This is a genomic window from Acidovorax sp. LjRoot204, assembly GCF_056175785.1.
In genome coordinates, this window is record NZ_JBGFFF010000110.1 from 1 (window position 1) to 15768 (window position 15768).

Below are 15768 nucleotides of genomic sequence, written 5' to 3' on the forward strand. Positions count from 1 at the left end.
CACCTTGTCCGTCCACGTACAGCGCTATGGCCCGGCGTACAGCCTCCACCCGCTCGGGCACCAGCTCCCATCCCCCATTTGGCCCGCCTGGCGCCTCGTGCAGCCAGTCGGGGTCGTGCCCCTGGCGCACCCGACCGCGATAGGTGCCCGCCTTCCATCCCTCGCACAGCCGCCGAATGCTGGCCTTCACCCGCTTGCTCTTGGTGTCGCTTTCCTCATGGGCCCGGATCATCACCAGCAGGCTGTACACCAGGTCCATCGGGTTCTCTTTCAGGCGCTCCCGGCTGTAGGCCTTTCCGTCGCTGGCGGTGACCACTGTGATGCCCGCATTTACAATCTGGGCTAGTTGCGCTTGGGCCTGGATCGGCTCGGCGCGTGAGAGCCGGTCTAGCCCCTCTACGACAAGCACAGATCCAGACGCGATCCGCCCGGCCTCAACCCCCGCCAGGAACGCCCCCAGCGCCCCCGATTTGACGTGYCGCTGGTGGTAGGCCGACAGGCCTTCGTCCAGCATCGTGAGCTTGTCGTCCAGCTGCAGCCCGTGCTCTGCTGCCCACTTCGCGGCGTATGCCTCCTGGCGTTCTCTGCTGTGGCCAGCGGCCTGGCGCGGATCAGAAAACCGCATGTAGCTATAGACAAGACCTTGCACAATCGCCCCCACCATGACTGAAACGATAGAAAAACCAGCACGCTCGCCGCGTATAGGTATGGTATCCCTCGGATGCCCCAAGGCGCTGACCGATTCCGAGCTGATCCTCACGCAGCTGAGCGCCGAGGGTTACGAAACCTCCAAGACCTTCCAGGGTGCCGACCTGGTCATCGTCAACACCTGCGGCTTCATCGACGATGCCGTGAAAGAAAGCCTGGACACCATTGGCGAAGCCCTGGCCGAGAACGGCAAGGTCATCGTCACCGGCTGCCTGGGCGCCCGCACGGGTGACGATGGCGGCAACATGGTGCGCCAGATGCACCCCAGCGTGCTGGCCGTGACCGGGCCCCATGCCACGCAAGAGGTGATGGATGCGGTCCACCTGAACCTGCCCAAGCCCCACGACCCGTTCGTGGACCTGGTGCCCGGCAGCTTTGGCATCGCGGGCATCAAGCTCACGCCCAAGCACTACGCTTACCTCAAGATCAGCGAAGGCTGCAACCACCGTTGTACCTTCTGCATCATCCCGTCCATGCGCGGCGATCTGGTGTCGCGCCCCATTGGCGACGTGCTGAGCGAGGCCAAGGCCTTGTTTGAAGGTGGTGTGAAAGAGTTGCTGGTGATCAGCCAGGACACCTCGGCCTATGGCGTGGACGTGAAGTACCGCACGGGCTTCTGGGACGGAAAGCCCGTCAAGACCCGCATGCTGGAGCTGGTGCAGACGCTGGGCGAGATTGCCGAGCCCTATGGCGCCTGGGTGCGCCTGCACTATGTGTACCCGTACCCCAGCGTGGACGAAGTGATCCCACTCATGGCCACGGGCAAGGTGCTGCCGTACCTGGACGTGCCTTTCCAGCACAGCCACCCTGACGTATTGAAGCGCATGAAGCGCCCCGCCAGCGGCGAGCGCAACCTGGAGCGCATCCTGCGCTGGCGCGAAGCCTGCCCCGAGCTGGTCATCCGCAGCACCTTCATTGCGGGCTTTCCGGGCGAGACGGAGGAAGAGTTCCAGCACCTGCTCGACTTCGTGCGCGAGGCGCAGATTGACCGTGCGGGCTGCTTTGCCTACAGCGATGTGAATGGCGCTGCGGCCAACGAGCTGCCCGGCATGCTGCCGATGGAAGTGCGCGAAGAGCGCCGTGCCCGCTTCATGGCGGTGGCGGAAGAGGTCTCGATCGCCAGGCTGCAGCGCCGGGTGGGTGCCACCATGCAGGTGCTGGTGGACCATGCACCTGCCCTGGGCCGCAAAGGGGGTGTGGGCCGCACTTATGCGGATGCGCCCGAGATCGACGGCACCGTGCAGCTGCTGCCGCCCGAGAAGATCAGCAAGCAGCTCAAGGTGGGGGAGTTCACCAAGGCACGTATCGTGGGCGTGCAGGGGCACGACCTGGTGGCGCAACCTATCTGATTGCTATTTAATTCGTAGCGTTGGACCMATGCAGCACTAGCGCATTGGCTCTGAATCATAAAAAAGGCTTCCCGAGGGAAGCCTTTTTCTTTGGGGGATCTCCTGTGAGGGAGAGAGGGCTGCGAGCCCTTGCCGCCCTTAGACGCGCTTGCGGTATTCGCCAGTGCGGGTGTCGATTTCGATCTTGTCGCCTTGGCTGACGAACAGGGGCACGGGCACTTCGAAGCCGGTGGCGATCTTGGCAGGCTTCATGACCTTGCCGGAGGTGTCGCCCTTGACGGCGGGTTCCGTCCAGGTGATTTCGCGCTCGACGCTGGTSGGCAGTTCGACCGAGATGGCCTTGCCGTCRTAGAACACCACTTCSACSGKCATGCCGTCTTCSAGGTAGTTSAGSGMGTCGCCCATGTTYTCGGCTTCSACTTCGTACTGGTTGTACTCGGTGTCCATGCASACGTACATSGGRTCGGCRAAGTAGGAGTAGGTGCACTCYTTCTTGTCCAGGATCACGTTGTCGATCTTGTCGTCGGCCTTGAACACSACTTCGGTGCYGAAGTTGCCGATCAGGCTCTTGAGCTTCATGCGCACGGTGGCTGCACCGCGGCCGCCGCGGGCGTATTCGGTCTTCAGGACCACCATGGGGTCCTTGCCGTGCATGATGACGTTGCCGGCGCGGATTTCTTGAGCGATTTTCATAGCAAGTTGCTTGGGTTGGGGCCGCTCAACGCGCGGGCTGGCAAACCATCTGGTTTGCGCGCCGGTGCATGTTCTGCGGCGAAAGTGCGCGGGGAGCAGGCACTGACATGCCGCACCTGATTTGCGCAAAGCCTCGGATTTTACCGTTTTTCGGCGACAAAGCCCAAAAGTTGTGCGACGAGGTTGTCCTGCGTCAGCAGGCGCGCACGGGCAGCCTGGGTGCAGGCGGTCCACTCTGCCAGCGTGTTGTCGTCCGGCCATTGCAGCGGCGCGGCGTCCAGCCCGTTCCAGGTCGCGTGGAACTGCCGCAGTGACGCAGGGGCCTGCAGCCAGTCCAGAAAGGCCCAGAGCTTGTCGTGGTGGGCGTTGTCGTGCTGTGGGTAGATCTGCCAGACAAAGGCCTGACCCGCCCACAGCGCACGCACCAGCGAGTCCTCGCCCCGCACCGCATTGAAGTCGCAGGCCCACAGCATCTCATCAAACGCTGGCTGGGGGCGGTGGGGAAGGTAGGACAAGGACAGCAGTCCCCGCTGGTCATGCACTTGCGGACCTCCTTCGTTCCCGGAGGGCTCGGCCAGTGTCGCCCGCACAGCAGCAGCCGGGCGGCCAGGCGTGACCAGCAGCTCGGTGGGTTGCAGCGCACACTGTTGCAGCAGGTGGGCCAGCGCCGGGGGCTCGTAGCAGAACAGCGACACCCAGCGGCTACCCGGTATTTCTTCGCCCCTGCCAAACATGGCCCGGTGCTCCGTGCGCCAGGCGCTGCGGTCAAAAGCCTCGCGCCGCGCCATCAGATGGGGCTCGCGCAGGAGGCCGCCGGTGCCGGTGGTGAAGCCGGGGTAGAAAAACCAGCGCGTCCACCCCGATGCCGGGCCGGACAGGATGGGGGACGGCAGGCGGTGGGTGCGTGCGACGTAGGCCTCTGCAGACAGGTATTCCAGGTTGATCCAGACAGGTTTGGAGCGATTTTGGCCAGAAGCGCTAGTGGAATATGCGCTATACGCTATGAATTCAGGAGTAATATCGCAGCCGAAGGCCTCCACCATCACATCGGGTGGCGGCTCGTTGGGGCCCGGCGGCGGCGCGCCCCAGGGCYGCACCTCCACCCTGGGGCAGCCCCCAGGGGCCATCCATTGCAGCGCCGAGGCGTCGTCCACCCACAGGCGCACGCGGTGGCCCAGYGCGGCCAGCTGCGCGACCAGACGCCAGCACACGCCAATGTCGCCAAAGTTGTCGATCACGCGGCAGAACACATCCCACTGCAGGGGCTGGCGGTCGGGGGTCATGGTGTGGCAGGCTGGGTGCGCAAGTGGTCCACCAGCAGCCGGGCCACGGTGGAGAGGGATTCTTCCGACCGCACGCACAGCGACAGGCGGCGGTGGGCCCAGGGCTCGTTCAGGGTGACGGTGCGGATCTGCAGCGCGCCCTGGTACAGCCGCGCACTGCCGCGCGGCATCACGCCCACACCCAGGCCGGCGTTGACCATGAGGCACAGCGCGTCGTAGCTGGTGACCTGCATGCGCAGCCGAAGCGGCAGGCCAGCCTCGGCGGATGCGCGGGTGAGCTGGTTGTTGATGGCGCTGTTGGGGTGCGCGCCCACAAAGTCATAGGGCAGGGCGTCTGCCAGCCGCACGGACTTGCGCCGCGCCAGCGCATGGCCGGTGGGTACCACCAGCACCAGCTCGTCGGTGCGGTAGGGCAGCAGCGTCACCCGCTCGCCGTAGTGGCCTTCGTTCAGGATGCCCACGTCGGCCGCGTTCTCGGCCACGGAATGCGCAATCGCGCTGCTGATCTGCTCCTGCAGCCGCACATCCACCTGCGGGTGTTGTGCCAGAAAGCTCTGCAGTTCCCCCGGCAAAAACTGCGTGATGGCCGATATGTTGGCCACCACGCGCACGTGGCCGCGCACTCCGGTGCCATATTCGCGCATCTGGGTGGCGATGCCGTCCAGGTCATTCAGCACGCCGCGCGCCAGGTTCAGCAGGGCAAATGCGGCGGCCGTGGGCTCGGTGCCCTTGTTGCTGCGGGTGAACAGTGACACGTGCAACGCGTCTTCCAGGTCGGCCAGGCGGCGGCTCACGGCCGAGGCGGCCAGGTGCTCGCGCGCGGCGGCGGCAGCGATGGTGCTTTCTTCCATCACAGCCACAAACAGGCGCAGGGAGACGGGGTCAAGTTTCATGGGGGCCTGATGGTAACAAGCTGCCATGCCGGTTTGCGATGGCATCTTGTTGCTTGAGCGATTTACGGCCCCGCACACCCTGCGCATCATTCGCCCCGAGCCGCCCTGGCGTGGGGCTGGCCGCAGGAGATAACCCCACCCATGGATTCCATTGCTTCCCCCGCCGCGTTGCAAGGCGTGCGCGTCATCGAAATGGGCCAGCTCATTGCCGGGCCTTTCTGCGGCAAGACGCTGGGCGAGTTTGGCGCCGATGTGATCAAGATCGAGGCTCCCGAGACCGGCGACCCGCTGCGCAACTGGCGCCTGATCAAGGAAGGCACTTCTGTCTGGTGGCAGGTGCAGTCGCGCAACAAGCGCTCGGTGGCGCTGGACCTGCGGCAAAAGGAGGGGCAGGACATCGCTCGCCAGCTGATCGCCGAGGCCGATGTTCTGGTCGAGAATTTCCGCCCCGGCACGCTGGAAGGCTGGGGCATGTCGCCCGAGGAACTGCATGCGCTCAACCCCGGCCTGGTCATGCTCCGCATCTCGGGCTACGGCCAGACGGGGCCGTACCGCGACCTGCCAGGCTTTGGCGCCATCGGCGAAGCCATGGGCGGCCTGCGCCACCTGACGGGCGAGCCCGGCCGCGTGCCGGTGCGTGTGGGGGTGTCGATTGGTGACACGCTGGCGGCGCTGCACGGCACCATCGGCGTGCTCACGGCGCTGTACCACTGCAAGGTCAACGGTGGCAAAGGCCAGGTGATTGACGTGGCGCTGCACGAGGCGGTGTTCAATGTGATGGAAAGCCTGATCCCCGAATACAGCGCCTTTGGTGCCGTGCGCGAGGCCGCAGGCAGCGCGCTGCCGGGCATTGCACCGAGCAACGCCTACCCCTGCACGGATGGCTGGGTGCTGGTGGCGGGAAATGGCGACAGCATCTTCAAGCGGCTGATGGATGCGATTGGCAGGCCCGACCTGGGCGCCGCGCCGGACCTGGCCAACAACACCGGCCGCGTGGCGCGGGTGGAAGAGATCGACGCTGCGATTGGCGCCTGGAGCGCGCAGCGCACTGTGCAGCAGGTGCTGGATGCATTGGGCGCTGCCCGCGTGCCAGCGGGCAAGGTCTACACCGCCAAAGACATTGCCGAAGACCCGCACTACCGCGCCCGCGACATGCTGCTGACCCAGCAGACACGCGACGGCTACAGCGTAGAAGTGCCCGGCATCGTGCCCAAGCTCTCGGCCACGCCGGGCAGCATCCGCAGCAGCGCGCCGCATCTGGGCGACGACACCGATACGGTGCTGGCCGAGGCGGGTTTGACGGCCGAACAGATCGCGCTGCTGCGCAGCAAGGGGGTGATTCAATGAGTGCATCCAACACGGTGTGGCAGGGTGCAGGCCGCCGCATCCACATGCAGGAAGTCGGCCTGCGCGACGGCCTGCAGATGGAAAAGGCCTTTGTGCCCTCGGCCGACAAAATTGCGCTGTGCAACGCACTGTCGGCGGCGGGCCTGGCCAAGATCGAGGTGACTTCGTTCACCTCGCCCACGGCCATTCCTGCGCTCAAAGACGCCGAGATCGTGATGCGCGAGATCACGCGCCGCCCCGGCACGGTCTACACCGCCCTGGTGCCCAACCTGCGCGGCGCCGAGCGCGCCATCGAGTCGCGCACGGATGAGCTGAACCTCGTCATGTCGGTGAGTGCCACGCACAACCTGGCCAACCTGCGCATGACGCAGGAACAGTCGTTCGCGGCGCTGGCGCAGGTGGTGGCCCTGGCGCAGGGTGCCAACGTGGCGGTGAATGTGTCGCTGTCGTGTGTTTTCGGCTGCCCCATGGAGGGCGATGTGGCCCAGGCCAACGTGTTCGGCTGGGTGCAGCGCTTTGTGGATCGGGGCGCGCGTGGCATCACGCTGTGCGATACCACGGGCATGGCCTACCCCACGCAGGTGCACCAGCTCACCGCGGCAGCCCGCGCGCGCTGGCCGGGGGTGGAGTTCACCCTGCATTTCCACAACACGCGTGGCATGGGGCTGGCCAATGTGCTGGCGGCCATCGACGCGGGTGCGGACCGGTTCGATGCCTCGCTGGGCGGCCTGGGCGGCTGCCCCTATGCGCCGGGCGCCAGCGGCAATGTGTGCAGCGAGGAGATCGTGCATGCGCTGGCGCTGATGGGCTATGACACCGGGGTGGATCTGGCACAACTGGTGGCGGCGGCGCAGCAACTGCCTGCGTTGATCGGCCACGACATTCCCAGCCAAATCGCCAAGGCGGGCCCGCGCCTGGCGCTGCACCCGGTGCCTGCCGATTTCGAGGCGATCCGCGAAAGAGCGCTGGCCCGCTGAATGCGGGCGAGCCTGCATTCATACATAACACCAGGAGACAAAAGCCATGACCTTCCCCGCCCCACTGTCCCGCCGCATCTTCACCGCCGCCGTGCTGTGCTCCGCTGCCTTCGCAGCGGGCGCGCAGGACAAATACCCCTCCAAGCCCATCACCGTGGTGGTGCCCCAGGCTGCGGGTGGCGCCAACGACGCCATTGCGCGCGTGGTGGCGCAAAAACTCAGCGAACAAATGGGCCAGAGCGTGATCGTGGACAACCGCCCTGGTGCGGGCGGCACCCTCGCCACCGGCACCACAGCCCGTGCGCGCAACGATGGCTACACGCTGCTGCTCACGGCCGACAGCGCCCATGTGATCGGCCCTGCGCTGTACAAGAACCCGGGCTTTGACCCGGTCAAGGACTTCGCACCCGTGGCGCCCGTGGCCACGGCGGGCTATGTGCTGGTGGCGCATCCATCCTTCCCGGCCAACACCGTGGCCGAAATGGTGGCTTTGGCGAAGGCCAACCCGGGCAAATATGCGATTGCCTCGGCAGGCAACGGCACGCTGAACCACCTGATCGGCGAGATGCTGCAAAAGGCGGCGGGCATCCAGCTGCAGCACATTCCGTACAAGGGTTCGGCTGCAGCCGCCACCGACGTGGTGGGCGGACAGGTGCCGCTGTCGGTGCAAAGCCTGCCGTCGGCCATTGCGTTCATCAAGGCGGGCAAGCTCAAGGTGCTGGGCGTGGTCAACGAAAAGCGTGTGGCCGCGCTGCCCGATGCGCCCACCATTGGCGAGACGATCAAGGGTTTTGGCCAGGCGCCCTGGTATGCGCTGTTTGCCCCGGCTGGCACGCCCGCGCCCATCGTGGCGCAGCTGCAGGCCGAGGTGGCGCGCGCGCTGGAGCACAAGGACGTGGTGGACAAGCTGGCCACCGTTGGCTGCGAGCCCTTCAAGGGCACGGCGACGCAGCTGGCGGCGCTGGTGCAGTCCGACCTGCCCAAGTGGAGCCGCGTGGTCAAGGACACGGGTGCGACGGTCGATTGACCGGGTGCTTTCTCTGCGCCTTTTTGCTTCTCGCAACTCAGATTTTTGACAACAACGACAACGACGGAGACATCCCTTTCATGAAAACCACCCGCAAGCAGTTCACCATCCTCGCCCTGGCCGCACTGGCCACCATCAGCTTCATCGGCCACGCAGCGGCGCAGGGCGCTTACCCGTCCAAGAACGTCACCATGGTGGTGCCCACCGCCGCCGGTGGCACCACCGACCTGTCGGCCCGCATGCTGGCGCAAGCCCTGGCGCCGGTGCTGGGTCAGTCGGTCATCGTGGACAACAAGGGCGGGGGCAACGGCAACATTGCGGCCAGCGCCGTCAAGCGGGCCGAGGCCGATGGCTACACGTTGCTGATGCAGTACTCGGGCTACCACGTCATCTCGCCCCACATCACCAAACAAAAGCAGTGGGAGCAAGGCGACTTCCAGCCCGTGGCCAACGTGATCTCGGCCCCGCAGATCATCGTGGTGCGTGCCGACCTGCCGGTGAAAACGCTGCCCGAGCTGATCGCCTACGCCAAGGCCAATCCCGGCAAGCTCAACTACGCCTCGTCGGGCAACGGCTCGCTGCAGCACGTGACCGGTGCCATGCTGGAGCAGCAGGGCGCCATCAAGATGGTCCACGTGCCCTACAAAGGCACGGGCCCGGCGCTGCAGGACCTGCTGGGCGGCCAGGTGGACCTGACCTTTGGCACTGCACCGCCGTTCATGCCCCACATCGCCAGCGGCAAGCTGCGCGTGCTGGCCGTAACGGGCAAGCAGCGCCTGCCCAGCCTGCCCGATGTGCCCACCACCGCAGAGGCGGGCTACCCCAAGGTCGATGCCACCTCATGGTTTGCCGTGTTCGCCCCGGCCGCCGTGCCCAAGGCCGTGGTGGACAAGCTGACGGCCGACATCCGCACCGTGGTGCAGAACCCGGCTTTCCAGCAAAAGGCGCAGGAGCAGGGTGCCACGGCCGACTACCAGACCCCTGCGCAGCTGGGTGACAAGGTGAAGGCCGATCTGGCCAACTGGGCCACGGTGGTGAAGACCTCGAAGATCGAGGCGGAATGATTCGGGTGTTTTGATGAAAATGGCCGCTGGCGCTTGATGGTTAAGCGCTAGCAGCTATTTATTTGATAGTGAATTGGGCAGGCTGCGCGCGGGGCCACAATACGCGCCATGTCTGATGTGCATTCCGAAGAACTCCTGGCGCAGGTGGCTGCGCTGCCCGCGCTGCCGGGTGTGTACCGCTATTTCGACGCGCAGGATGCGCTGTTGTATGTGGGCAAGGCGCTCAACCTCAAGCGACGGGTGTCCAGCTACTTCCAGAAGAACCATGGCGGCACRCGCATCGGYCACATGRTCAGCAAGATCGTGCGCATGGAGACCACSGTGGTGCGCTCCGAGGCCGAGGCGCTSYTGCTSGARAACAAYCTCATCAAGACGYTSAASCCSMRSTWCAACATCCTGTTCCGCGACGACAAGAGCTATCCCTACCTSAAGATCACCGGCACACCGGGCGCCCACACGCGGGGCGATGCGCCGGGCCAGGTGTTTCCGCGCMTGGCCTACTACCGSGGCGCGGTSGACAAGAAGCACCGCTACTTYGGSCCCTACCCSAGCGCCTGGGCGGTGAAGGARWCCATYCAGCTGCTGCARAAGGTGTTCMGGCTGCGCACCTGCGAAGACACGGTGTWYGCCAACCGCACACGGCCCTGCCTGCTGTACCAGATCAAGCGCTGCACCGGSCCCTGCGTGGRCTTSATCWCGCCCGAGGCCTATGCGGCTGACGTGCAGCACGCCGAGGCATTGCTGCGCGGCGAAACGCAGGAGCTGCTGCAGGCGCTGGAGGCGCGCATGATGGCGCACTCCGACAAGCTGGAGTTTGAGCAGGCTGCCGAGGTGCGCAACCAGATCCAGGCGCTGTCGCGCGTGCTGCACCAGCAGTCCATAGAGACGGTGGATGACAAGGATGTGGACATCCTGGCGGTGCGCGTGCAGGGCGGCCGCGCCTGCGTGAACCTGGCCATGGTGCGCGGTGGCCGCCACCTGGGCGACCGGCCGTATTTCCCGGTGCATGTCGAGGACGCTGCGGCGGTGTTTGAAGAAGAAGGCGGGGAGGGCGCGGATGAAACCGTGGCTACCCCGTCTCGTCCGGTTCGCCCCGTGGAGGCCCTGGTGCTSGAGGCCTTCATTGCCCAGCACTACATCGGTGTGCCCGTGCCACCGCTGCTGGTGACCAGTGTGCCGGTGGACAAGGCCTTGCTGGACGCGCTGACCGAACAAAGTGGCTTGCGCGTGAACGCTATCCACCAGCCGCGCGAACAGCGCCGCGCGTGGCTGGACATGGCGCAGAAAAACGCCGATCTGCAACTGGCCCGTCTGCTGGCCGAGGAGGGCTCGCAGCAGGCCCGCACGCGGGCGCTGGCCGAGGCGCTGGATCTGCCGCCCGAAGACCTGGACCAGCTCACCATCGAGTGTTTCGACATCTCGCACACSGCRGGCGAGKCCACSCAGGCMTCGTGYGTGGTGTTYSASCACCACAMGATGCAGARCMGCGAATACCGCCGCTACAASATCGARGGCATCACCSSCGGCGACGACTATGCCGCCATGCGCCAGGTGCTTACGCGCCGCTACAGCAAGGTGGTGGAGGCGCAGCGCGAGGAGGGCGGCATCGACTATGCGCAATCGCCCGAGGCGCAAGCCGCAGCCCGTCCCAAGGGGCAGGCGCGCCTGCCTGACCTGGTGCTCATCGACGGCGGCAAGGGCCAGGTGGGCGTGGCGCGTGAGGTGTTCACGGCACTGGGGCTGGACCTGACCCGCATCGTGGGGGTCGAGAAGGGCGAGGGCCGCAAGGTGGGSCTSGARGAGCTGGTGTTTGCCGACGGGCGCGAAAAGGTCTACCTGGGCAAGGATTCGGCCGCGCTCATGCTGGTGGCGCAGATCCGCGATGAGGCGCACCGCTTTGCCATCACCGGCATGCGCGCGGCCCGTGCCAAGGTGCGCGTTGGCGGGGGGCAACTCGAAGAAATCGCGGGTGTGGGCCCCAAGAAGCGCGCGCGGTTATTGCAACGGTTTGGCGGGGTACGGGGCGTGGCATCGGCCAGCGTGGAGGACCTCGCCACGGTGGATGGCATATCGCGTGAATTGGCAGAAGAAATTTACAAGGCATTGAGATAAGCCCCATGTGCCGTTCCACGGCCGCGCCGTGACACAATCGCCGCCATGTTCTGGACTATCCCCACCTTGATGACCTGGACGCGCATCGTCGCGATACCTTTGATCGTGGGGGTGTTCTACGCACCGCTGGACCCGGCCACGCGCAATCTCATCGCCACCGTGATGTTCGTGGTGTTCGCGGCCACCGACTGGCTGGATGGCTACCTGGCCCGCAAGCTCAACCAGACCTCGKCCTTCGGSGCYTTYCTGGAYCCGGTGGCCGACAAGTTYCTGGTSTGYGCSTCGCTSCTGGTGCTGGTGCACCTGMAMCGYGCCGACGTGTTYGTGGCSCTSATCATCATCGGCCGCGAGATCGCSATCTCGGCSCTGCGCGAGTGGATGGCGCAGATCGGCGCSAGCAAGAGCGTGGCSGTGCACATGATCGGCAAGGTCAAGACCACSGTGCAGATGCTGGCCATCCCCTTTCTGCTGTACGACGGGCGCCTGTTTGGCGTGATCGATACCGGCGTGTGGGGCACCTGGCTCATCTGGGCCTCGGCGGTGCTCACCGTCTGGTCGATGGTGTACTACCTGCAGAAGGCGTTGCCCGAGATCCGGGCACGCGTCAAATAGTTTTCAAGTCTTTGATGCCTGGAGCGCTGGATGAATAAGCGCAGGCAGCTATATTTTCAGGAGCATCTGAATGGCGAAGCATCGCATTGCAGTCATTGCCGGTGACGGCATTGGCAAAGAGGTCATGCCCGAGGGCCTCCGCGTTCTGGACGAGGCCGCCCGCAAGTTTGGCATTGACCTGCATTTCGACCACTTCGACTTTTCGAGCTGGGACTACTACGAAAAGCACGGCAAGATGYTGCCCGACAACTGGAAGGACCAGATCGGCGGCCATGAKGCCATYTACTTCGGYGCGGTSGGCTGGCCCGASAAGATYGCCGACCATGTCTCGCTCTGGGGCTCGCTGCTSCTGTTCCGCCGCGAGTTCGATCAGTACATCAACCTTCGGCCCGCGCGCCTCATGCCAGGCGTGATCGCCCCTGTGGTGCGCCGTGACGGCAGCCCGCGCCTGCCCGGCGAGATCGACATGCTGATCGTGCGCGAGAACACCGAAGGTGAATACTCCAGCATCGGTGGCCGCATGTACGAAGGCACTCCGCGYGAGATCGTSRTGCAGGARACMGTGATGTCGCGCSWSGGCGTSGACCGCGTGCTSAAGTTTGCGTTYGARCTKGCSCARTCGCGCCCCAAGAAGCACCTGACCAGCGCSACCAAGTCSAACGGCATYKCCATCACCATGCCSTACTGGGACGAGCGCGTTGCCGARATGGCMAAGGCCTAYCCCGATGTGACGGTGGACAAGTTCCACATCGACATCCTCACCGCCCACTTCGTGCAGCGGCCGGACTTCTTTGATGTAGTGGTCGCCAGCAACCTGTTTGGCGACATCCTSTCSGACCTSGGACCTGCGTGCACCGGCACYATCGGCATYGCGCCCAGCGCCAACCTCAACCCCRMGCGCACCAYGCCSTCGCTGTTYGAGCCSGTGCAYGGYTCGGCGCCCGACATCGCGGGCAAGGGCATCGCCAACCCCATCGGRCAGATCTGGTGCGGCGCRATGATGCTSGASTTCCTGGGTTATCGCGCCGCGCACGACGCCGTTCTGGCCTCTATCGAAGCCGTGTTGCAACCCGGCAGTGGTGCTCCGCGCACCCCGGACCTGGGCGGCACGGGCAGTACGCAGGACGTGGCAAAAGCCATCGCTCAGGCACTCGCTGCTCGTTGAGTACGGCTGGCTGCGGGGTGTCAATACGGAGTGCTGCCGATACGGCGTGTTTGAGACAAAAACCCCCGCCAAGCCCTGTCGCAGCGTGAAATACGACTAGAATTCAAAACAACGCTGGCGCAAAACAGCGTGTTGTATTGACACTCTGAAACTCGATGGCTTTAATCTGATGCAGCAGCCACTGCTGTGTATGCCAGTCATTCCCCCGCCTGTTCTCCACCAGCCCACGGCTGTGCTTCCAGGCGTGTGAAGACCAGATATCCTCGAGACATTCCATTAACTCTTTTTCGAGAGGCTTCTTGTGAACAAAACCGAATTGATTGAGCACATCGCTACCAACGCCGACATCTCCAAGGCCGCTGCTGCGCGTGCCCTGGAATCCACGATCGAGGCTGTCAAGAAGACTCTCAAGAAGGGCGGCACCGTGTCGCTCGTCGGTTTCGGTACCTTCGCTGTGGGCAAGCGTGCTGCCCGTACCGGTCGCAATCCCCGTACTGGCGCTACGATTAAAATCAAAGCTGCTAAAGTTCCGAAGTTCCGTCCTGGCAAGGCATTGAAAGATGCCTTGAACTGAGGATCAGTTTAGGTGGGGTCCTTAGCTCAGTTGGTAGAGCGGCTCCTTTACACGGAGTAGGTCGGCGGTTCGAGACCGTCAGGACCCACCATCACCGAACAAAGGCGAACGCAAGTTCGCCTTTTGTTTTTTGCCTTCTGAAAGATCGACCATGTTTGAATCCATCCGCAAGCACTCCAAGATCGTSATGATYTTCTTGTTCTTGCTGATCATTCCTTCGTTTGTGCTGGTAGGCATCGACCGCAACTATTTCTCTGAAAAGAGCCCTGTGGTAGYCCGTGTCGATGGCAACAACATCAACCAGACGGACTGGGACAATGCCCATCGCATGGAGACAGACCGCATTCGCGCCCAGTCTCCCTCGGTCGATCCCAAGTTGCTGGATTCTCCCAGCGCCCGGTATGCCACGCTGGAGCGCCTGGTGCGTGACCGTGTGCTTGCGGCTGCCGCGCAAAAGATGCACCTCGTGACCAGCGATGCGCGTCTGGCCCGCAGCCTGCAGGAGATTCCCGCCATTGCGGGACTCAAGCGCCCGGACGGTACGCTGGACGCCGATGCCTATCGCGCACTGGTCGCTGCTCAAGGCCTGACGCCCGAAGGTTTCGAAGCCAATGTGCGCCGCGACATCTCGGTGAACCAAGTGATGGGTGGCGTGATGAGCACTGCATTTGGCGCCGATGCCCAGGTCAAGCTCGCGCTCGACGCTTTGTACGAGCGCCGCGAGATCCAGGTGGCCCGATTCAACGCTGCCGACTTCGCCAGCAAAGTCACCCCGACAGATGCAGACCTGGAGGCCTACTACAAGGCCCATCCCGCCCTGTTCCAGCAACTGGAACAGGCAGCCATCGAATACGTGGTGCTGGATCTCGACAGCGTGCGGGCGTCCATCACCCTGGGTGAAGACGACCTGCGTACTTACTACAAAGAGAATGTGGCTCGCATGACGGCGAAGGAAGAGCGCCGCGCCAGCCACATCCTGGTAAACGCTCCCAAGGATGCATCCGCCGCGGACCGCGAGAAGGCCAAGGCCCGTGCCACTGAACTGCTGGCCCAGGTGCGCAAGGCTCCCGGCAGCTTTGCTGATGTGGCCAAGAAATCCTCTGACGACAAGGGCTCGGCCGTTGCGGGCGGAGACCTGAACTTCTTTGCCCGGGGTGCGATGGTCAAGCCCTTTGAAGAAGCTGCGTTTGCGCTGAAAAAGGGCGAAATCAGTGATCTGGTGGAAACCGAGTTTGGTTATCACATCATCCAGCTCACCGACATCAAGACACCCCGCCAGCCCAGCTTCGAAGAACTGCGCCCCACCATGGAAGCAGAGCTCAAGCAGCAGCAGGCGCAGCGCAAGTTTGCCGAGGTGGCAGAGTCCTTCACCAACGGTGTGTATGAGCAGGCAGACAGCCTCCAGCCCGTGGCCGACAAGCTCAAGCTGAAGATCCAGACTGCCAAGGGCGTGACCCGGACCCCTGCCGCAGGTGCCAAGGGCCCTCTGGCCAACGCCAAGTTCCTCGAAGCACTTTTTGCGACCGACTCGCTGCAGAACAAGCGCAACACCGAGGCGGTGGAAGTGGGTCCCAGCCAGATGGCTGCCGGTCGTGTGACCACCTACACCCCTGCATTGACACTGCCCTATGACGAAGTGAAGGCCCGTGTTCGCACCTTGTATGTGGCTGAGAAATCTGCCGAACTCGCACGCAAGGAAGGCGAGGCCAAGCTCAATGCATGGAAGGCTGCCCCGTCTTCTGCCACAGGCTTGGCCGCAGCGACCGAAGTCTCCCGCGAACAGACCCAGAACCTGCCGCGTGCCCTGATCGACGCCGCGCTGCGGGCTCCGTCCGAAGCGCTGCCAGGCTGGACGGGGGTGGATTTGGGCGCTGCGGGTTATGCCGTGGTCAAGGTCAACCGCGTCGTGCCGCGCCAGGCACCGGACGCGCAGCGTGCGCAGCAGGAGCGCCAACAATACGTGC

General features: G+C 64.4%; 14 protein-coding genes and 1 tRNA gene. 11 read left to right on the forward strand and 4 right to left on the reverse strand.

The window, feature by feature from the left end; translation table 11 throughout:
- The coding region (locus AC04MI_RS17600) for a recombinase family protein (protein WP_476498268.1) at positions 1 to 664 on the reverse strand (664 nt) is incomplete at its 3' end.
- Between AC04MI_RS17600 and rimO the strand changes: the two genes are divergently transcribed.
- Entirely contained in the window at positions 663 to 2057 is a 1395-nt protein-coding gene (rimO, locus tag AC04MI_RS17605; RefSeq protein ID WP_476498269.1) for a 30S ribosomal protein S12 methylthiotransferase RimO, read from the forward strand. The genes AC04MI_RS17600 and rimO overlap by 2 nt on opposite strands.
- Before the next feature lie 138 nt (positions 2058 to 2195).
- Here the strand turns inward: rimO and efp are convergent, their stop codons facing one another.
- From efp to AC04MI_RS17620, 3 genes are all read right to left on the reverse strand, one after another.
- Positions 2196 to 2750, reverse strand: coding sequence for an elongation factor P (gene efp / locus AC04MI_RS17610; protein ID WP_476498270.1), 555 nt, complete (start codon positions 2748 to 2750; stop codon positions 2196 to 2198).
- A 140-nt stretch (positions 2751 to 2890) separates the two neighbouring features.
- The gene (gene earP, locus AC04MI_RS17615; protein ID WP_476498271.1) at positions 2891 to 4033 is read right to left on the reverse strand and encodes an elongation factor P maturation arginine rhamnosyltransferase EarP; all 1143 of its coding nucleotides are present in this window, start codon (positions 4031 to 4033) and stop codon (positions 2891 to 2893) included.
- Positions 4030 to 4926 (reverse strand): LysR family transcriptional regulator, encoded by an 897-nt coding sequence (locus tag AC04MI_RS17620; protein WP_436077002.1) that lies wholly within the window; start codon positions 4924 to 4926, stop codon positions 4030 to 4032. Before AC04MI_RS17620 ends, earP begins: the two co-directional genes overlap by 4 nt.
- Before the next feature lie 141 nt (positions 4927 to 5067).
- Here AC04MI_RS17620 and AC04MI_RS17625 point away from each other — a divergent pair, with 141 nt between their 5' ends.
- The 10 genes from AC04MI_RS17625 to AC04MI_RS17670 all read left to right on the forward strand — a co-directional run.
- Positions 5068 to 6273, forward strand: a complete 1206-nt coding sequence (locus tag AC04MI_RS17625) for a CaiB/BaiF CoA transferase family protein (RefSeq protein WP_436077003.1) — start codon at positions 5068 to 5070, stop codon at positions 6271 to 6273.
- The gene (locus tag AC04MI_RS17630; RefSeq protein ID WP_436074914.1) at positions 6270 to 7250 is read left to right on the forward strand and encodes a hydroxymethylglutaryl-CoA lyase; all 981 of its coding nucleotides are present in this window, start codon (positions 6270 to 6272) and stop codon (positions 7248 to 7250) included. The genes AC04MI_RS17625 and AC04MI_RS17630 overlap by 4 nt, the downstream gene beginning before the upstream one ends.
- A gap of 46 nt (positions 7251 to 7296) precedes the next feature.
- Positions 7297 to 8277, forward strand: a complete 981-nt coding sequence (locus AC04MI_RS17635) for a Bug family tripartite tricarboxylate transporter substrate binding protein (protein WP_395453962.1) — start codon at positions 7297 to 7299, stop codon at positions 8275 to 8277.
- Between the two features lie 80 nt (positions 8278 to 8357).
- Positions 8358 to 9341, forward strand: a complete 984-nt coding sequence (locus AC04MI_RS17640) for a Bug family tripartite tricarboxylate transporter substrate binding protein (protein ID WP_395453964.1) — start codon at positions 8358 to 8360, stop codon at positions 9339 to 9341.
- Between the two features lie 108 nt (positions 9342 to 9449).
- Positions 9450 to 11453: an excinuclease ABC subunit UvrC gene (locus AC04MI_RS17645; protein ID WP_476498272.1), complete on the forward strand. Its 2004-nt coding sequence runs from the start codon at positions 9450 to 9452 to the stop codon at positions 11451 to 11453.
- A gap of 45 nt (positions 11454 to 11498) precedes the next feature.
- Positions 11499 to 12065 carry a CDP-diacylglycerol--glycerol-3-phosphate 3-phosphatidyltransferase gene (gene pgsA / locus AC04MI_RS17650; RefSeq protein WP_476498273.1) on the forward strand — a complete coding sequence of 189 codons (567 nt, stop codon included), beginning with the start codon at positions 11499 to 11501 and terminating at the stop codon, positions 12063 to 12065.
- 70 nt (positions 12066 to 12135) lie between these two features.
- On the forward strand, positions 12136 to 13230 hold the full coding sequence (locus tag AC04MI_RS17655) for a tartrate dehydrogenase (RefSeq protein ID WP_476498274.1): 1095 nt from the start codon (positions 12136 to 12138) through the stop codon (positions 13228 to 13230).
- A 301-nt stretch (positions 13231 to 13531) separates the two neighbouring features.
- Positions 13532 to 13804, forward strand: coding sequence for an HU family DNA-binding protein (locus AC04MI_RS17660; RefSeq protein ID WP_008906675.1), 273 nt, complete (start codon positions 13532 to 13534; stop codon positions 13802 to 13804).
- 15 nt (positions 13805 to 13819) lie between these two features.
- Positions 13820 to 13895, forward strand: a tRNA-Val gene (locus AC04MI_RS17665).
- 60 nt (positions 13896 to 13955) lie between these two features.
- A partial coding sequence (locus AC04MI_RS17670; protein WP_476498275.1) for a SurA N-terminal domain-containing protein occupies positions 13956 to 15768 on the forward strand: 1813 nt, incomplete at its 3' end.

Coding starts and splice junctions, on each gene's coding strand:
- AC04MI_RS17640 (WP_395453964.1), top strand. CDS start 8,358: ATGAAAACCACCCGCAAGCAGTTCACCATCCTCGCCCTGGCCGCACTG.
- AC04MI_RS17625 (WP_436077003.1), top strand. CDS start 5,068: ATGGATTCCATTGCTTCCCCCGCCGCGTTGCAAGGCGTGCGCGTCATC.
- AC04MI_RS17630 (WP_436074914.1), top strand. CDS start 6,270: ATGAGTGCATCCAACACGGTGTGGCAGGGTGCAGGCCGCCGCATCCAC.
- AC04MI_RS17620 (WP_436077002.1), bottom strand. CDS start 4,926: ATGAAACTTGACCCCGTCTCCCTGCGCCTGTTTGTGGCTGTGATGGAA.
- AC04MI_RS17635 (WP_395453962.1), top strand. CDS start 7,297: ATGACCTTCCCCGCCCCACTGTCCCGCCGCATCTTCACCGCCGCCGTG.
- rimO (WP_476498269.1), top strand. CDS start 663: ATGACTGAAACGATAGAAAAACCAGCACGCTCGCCGCGTATAGGTATG.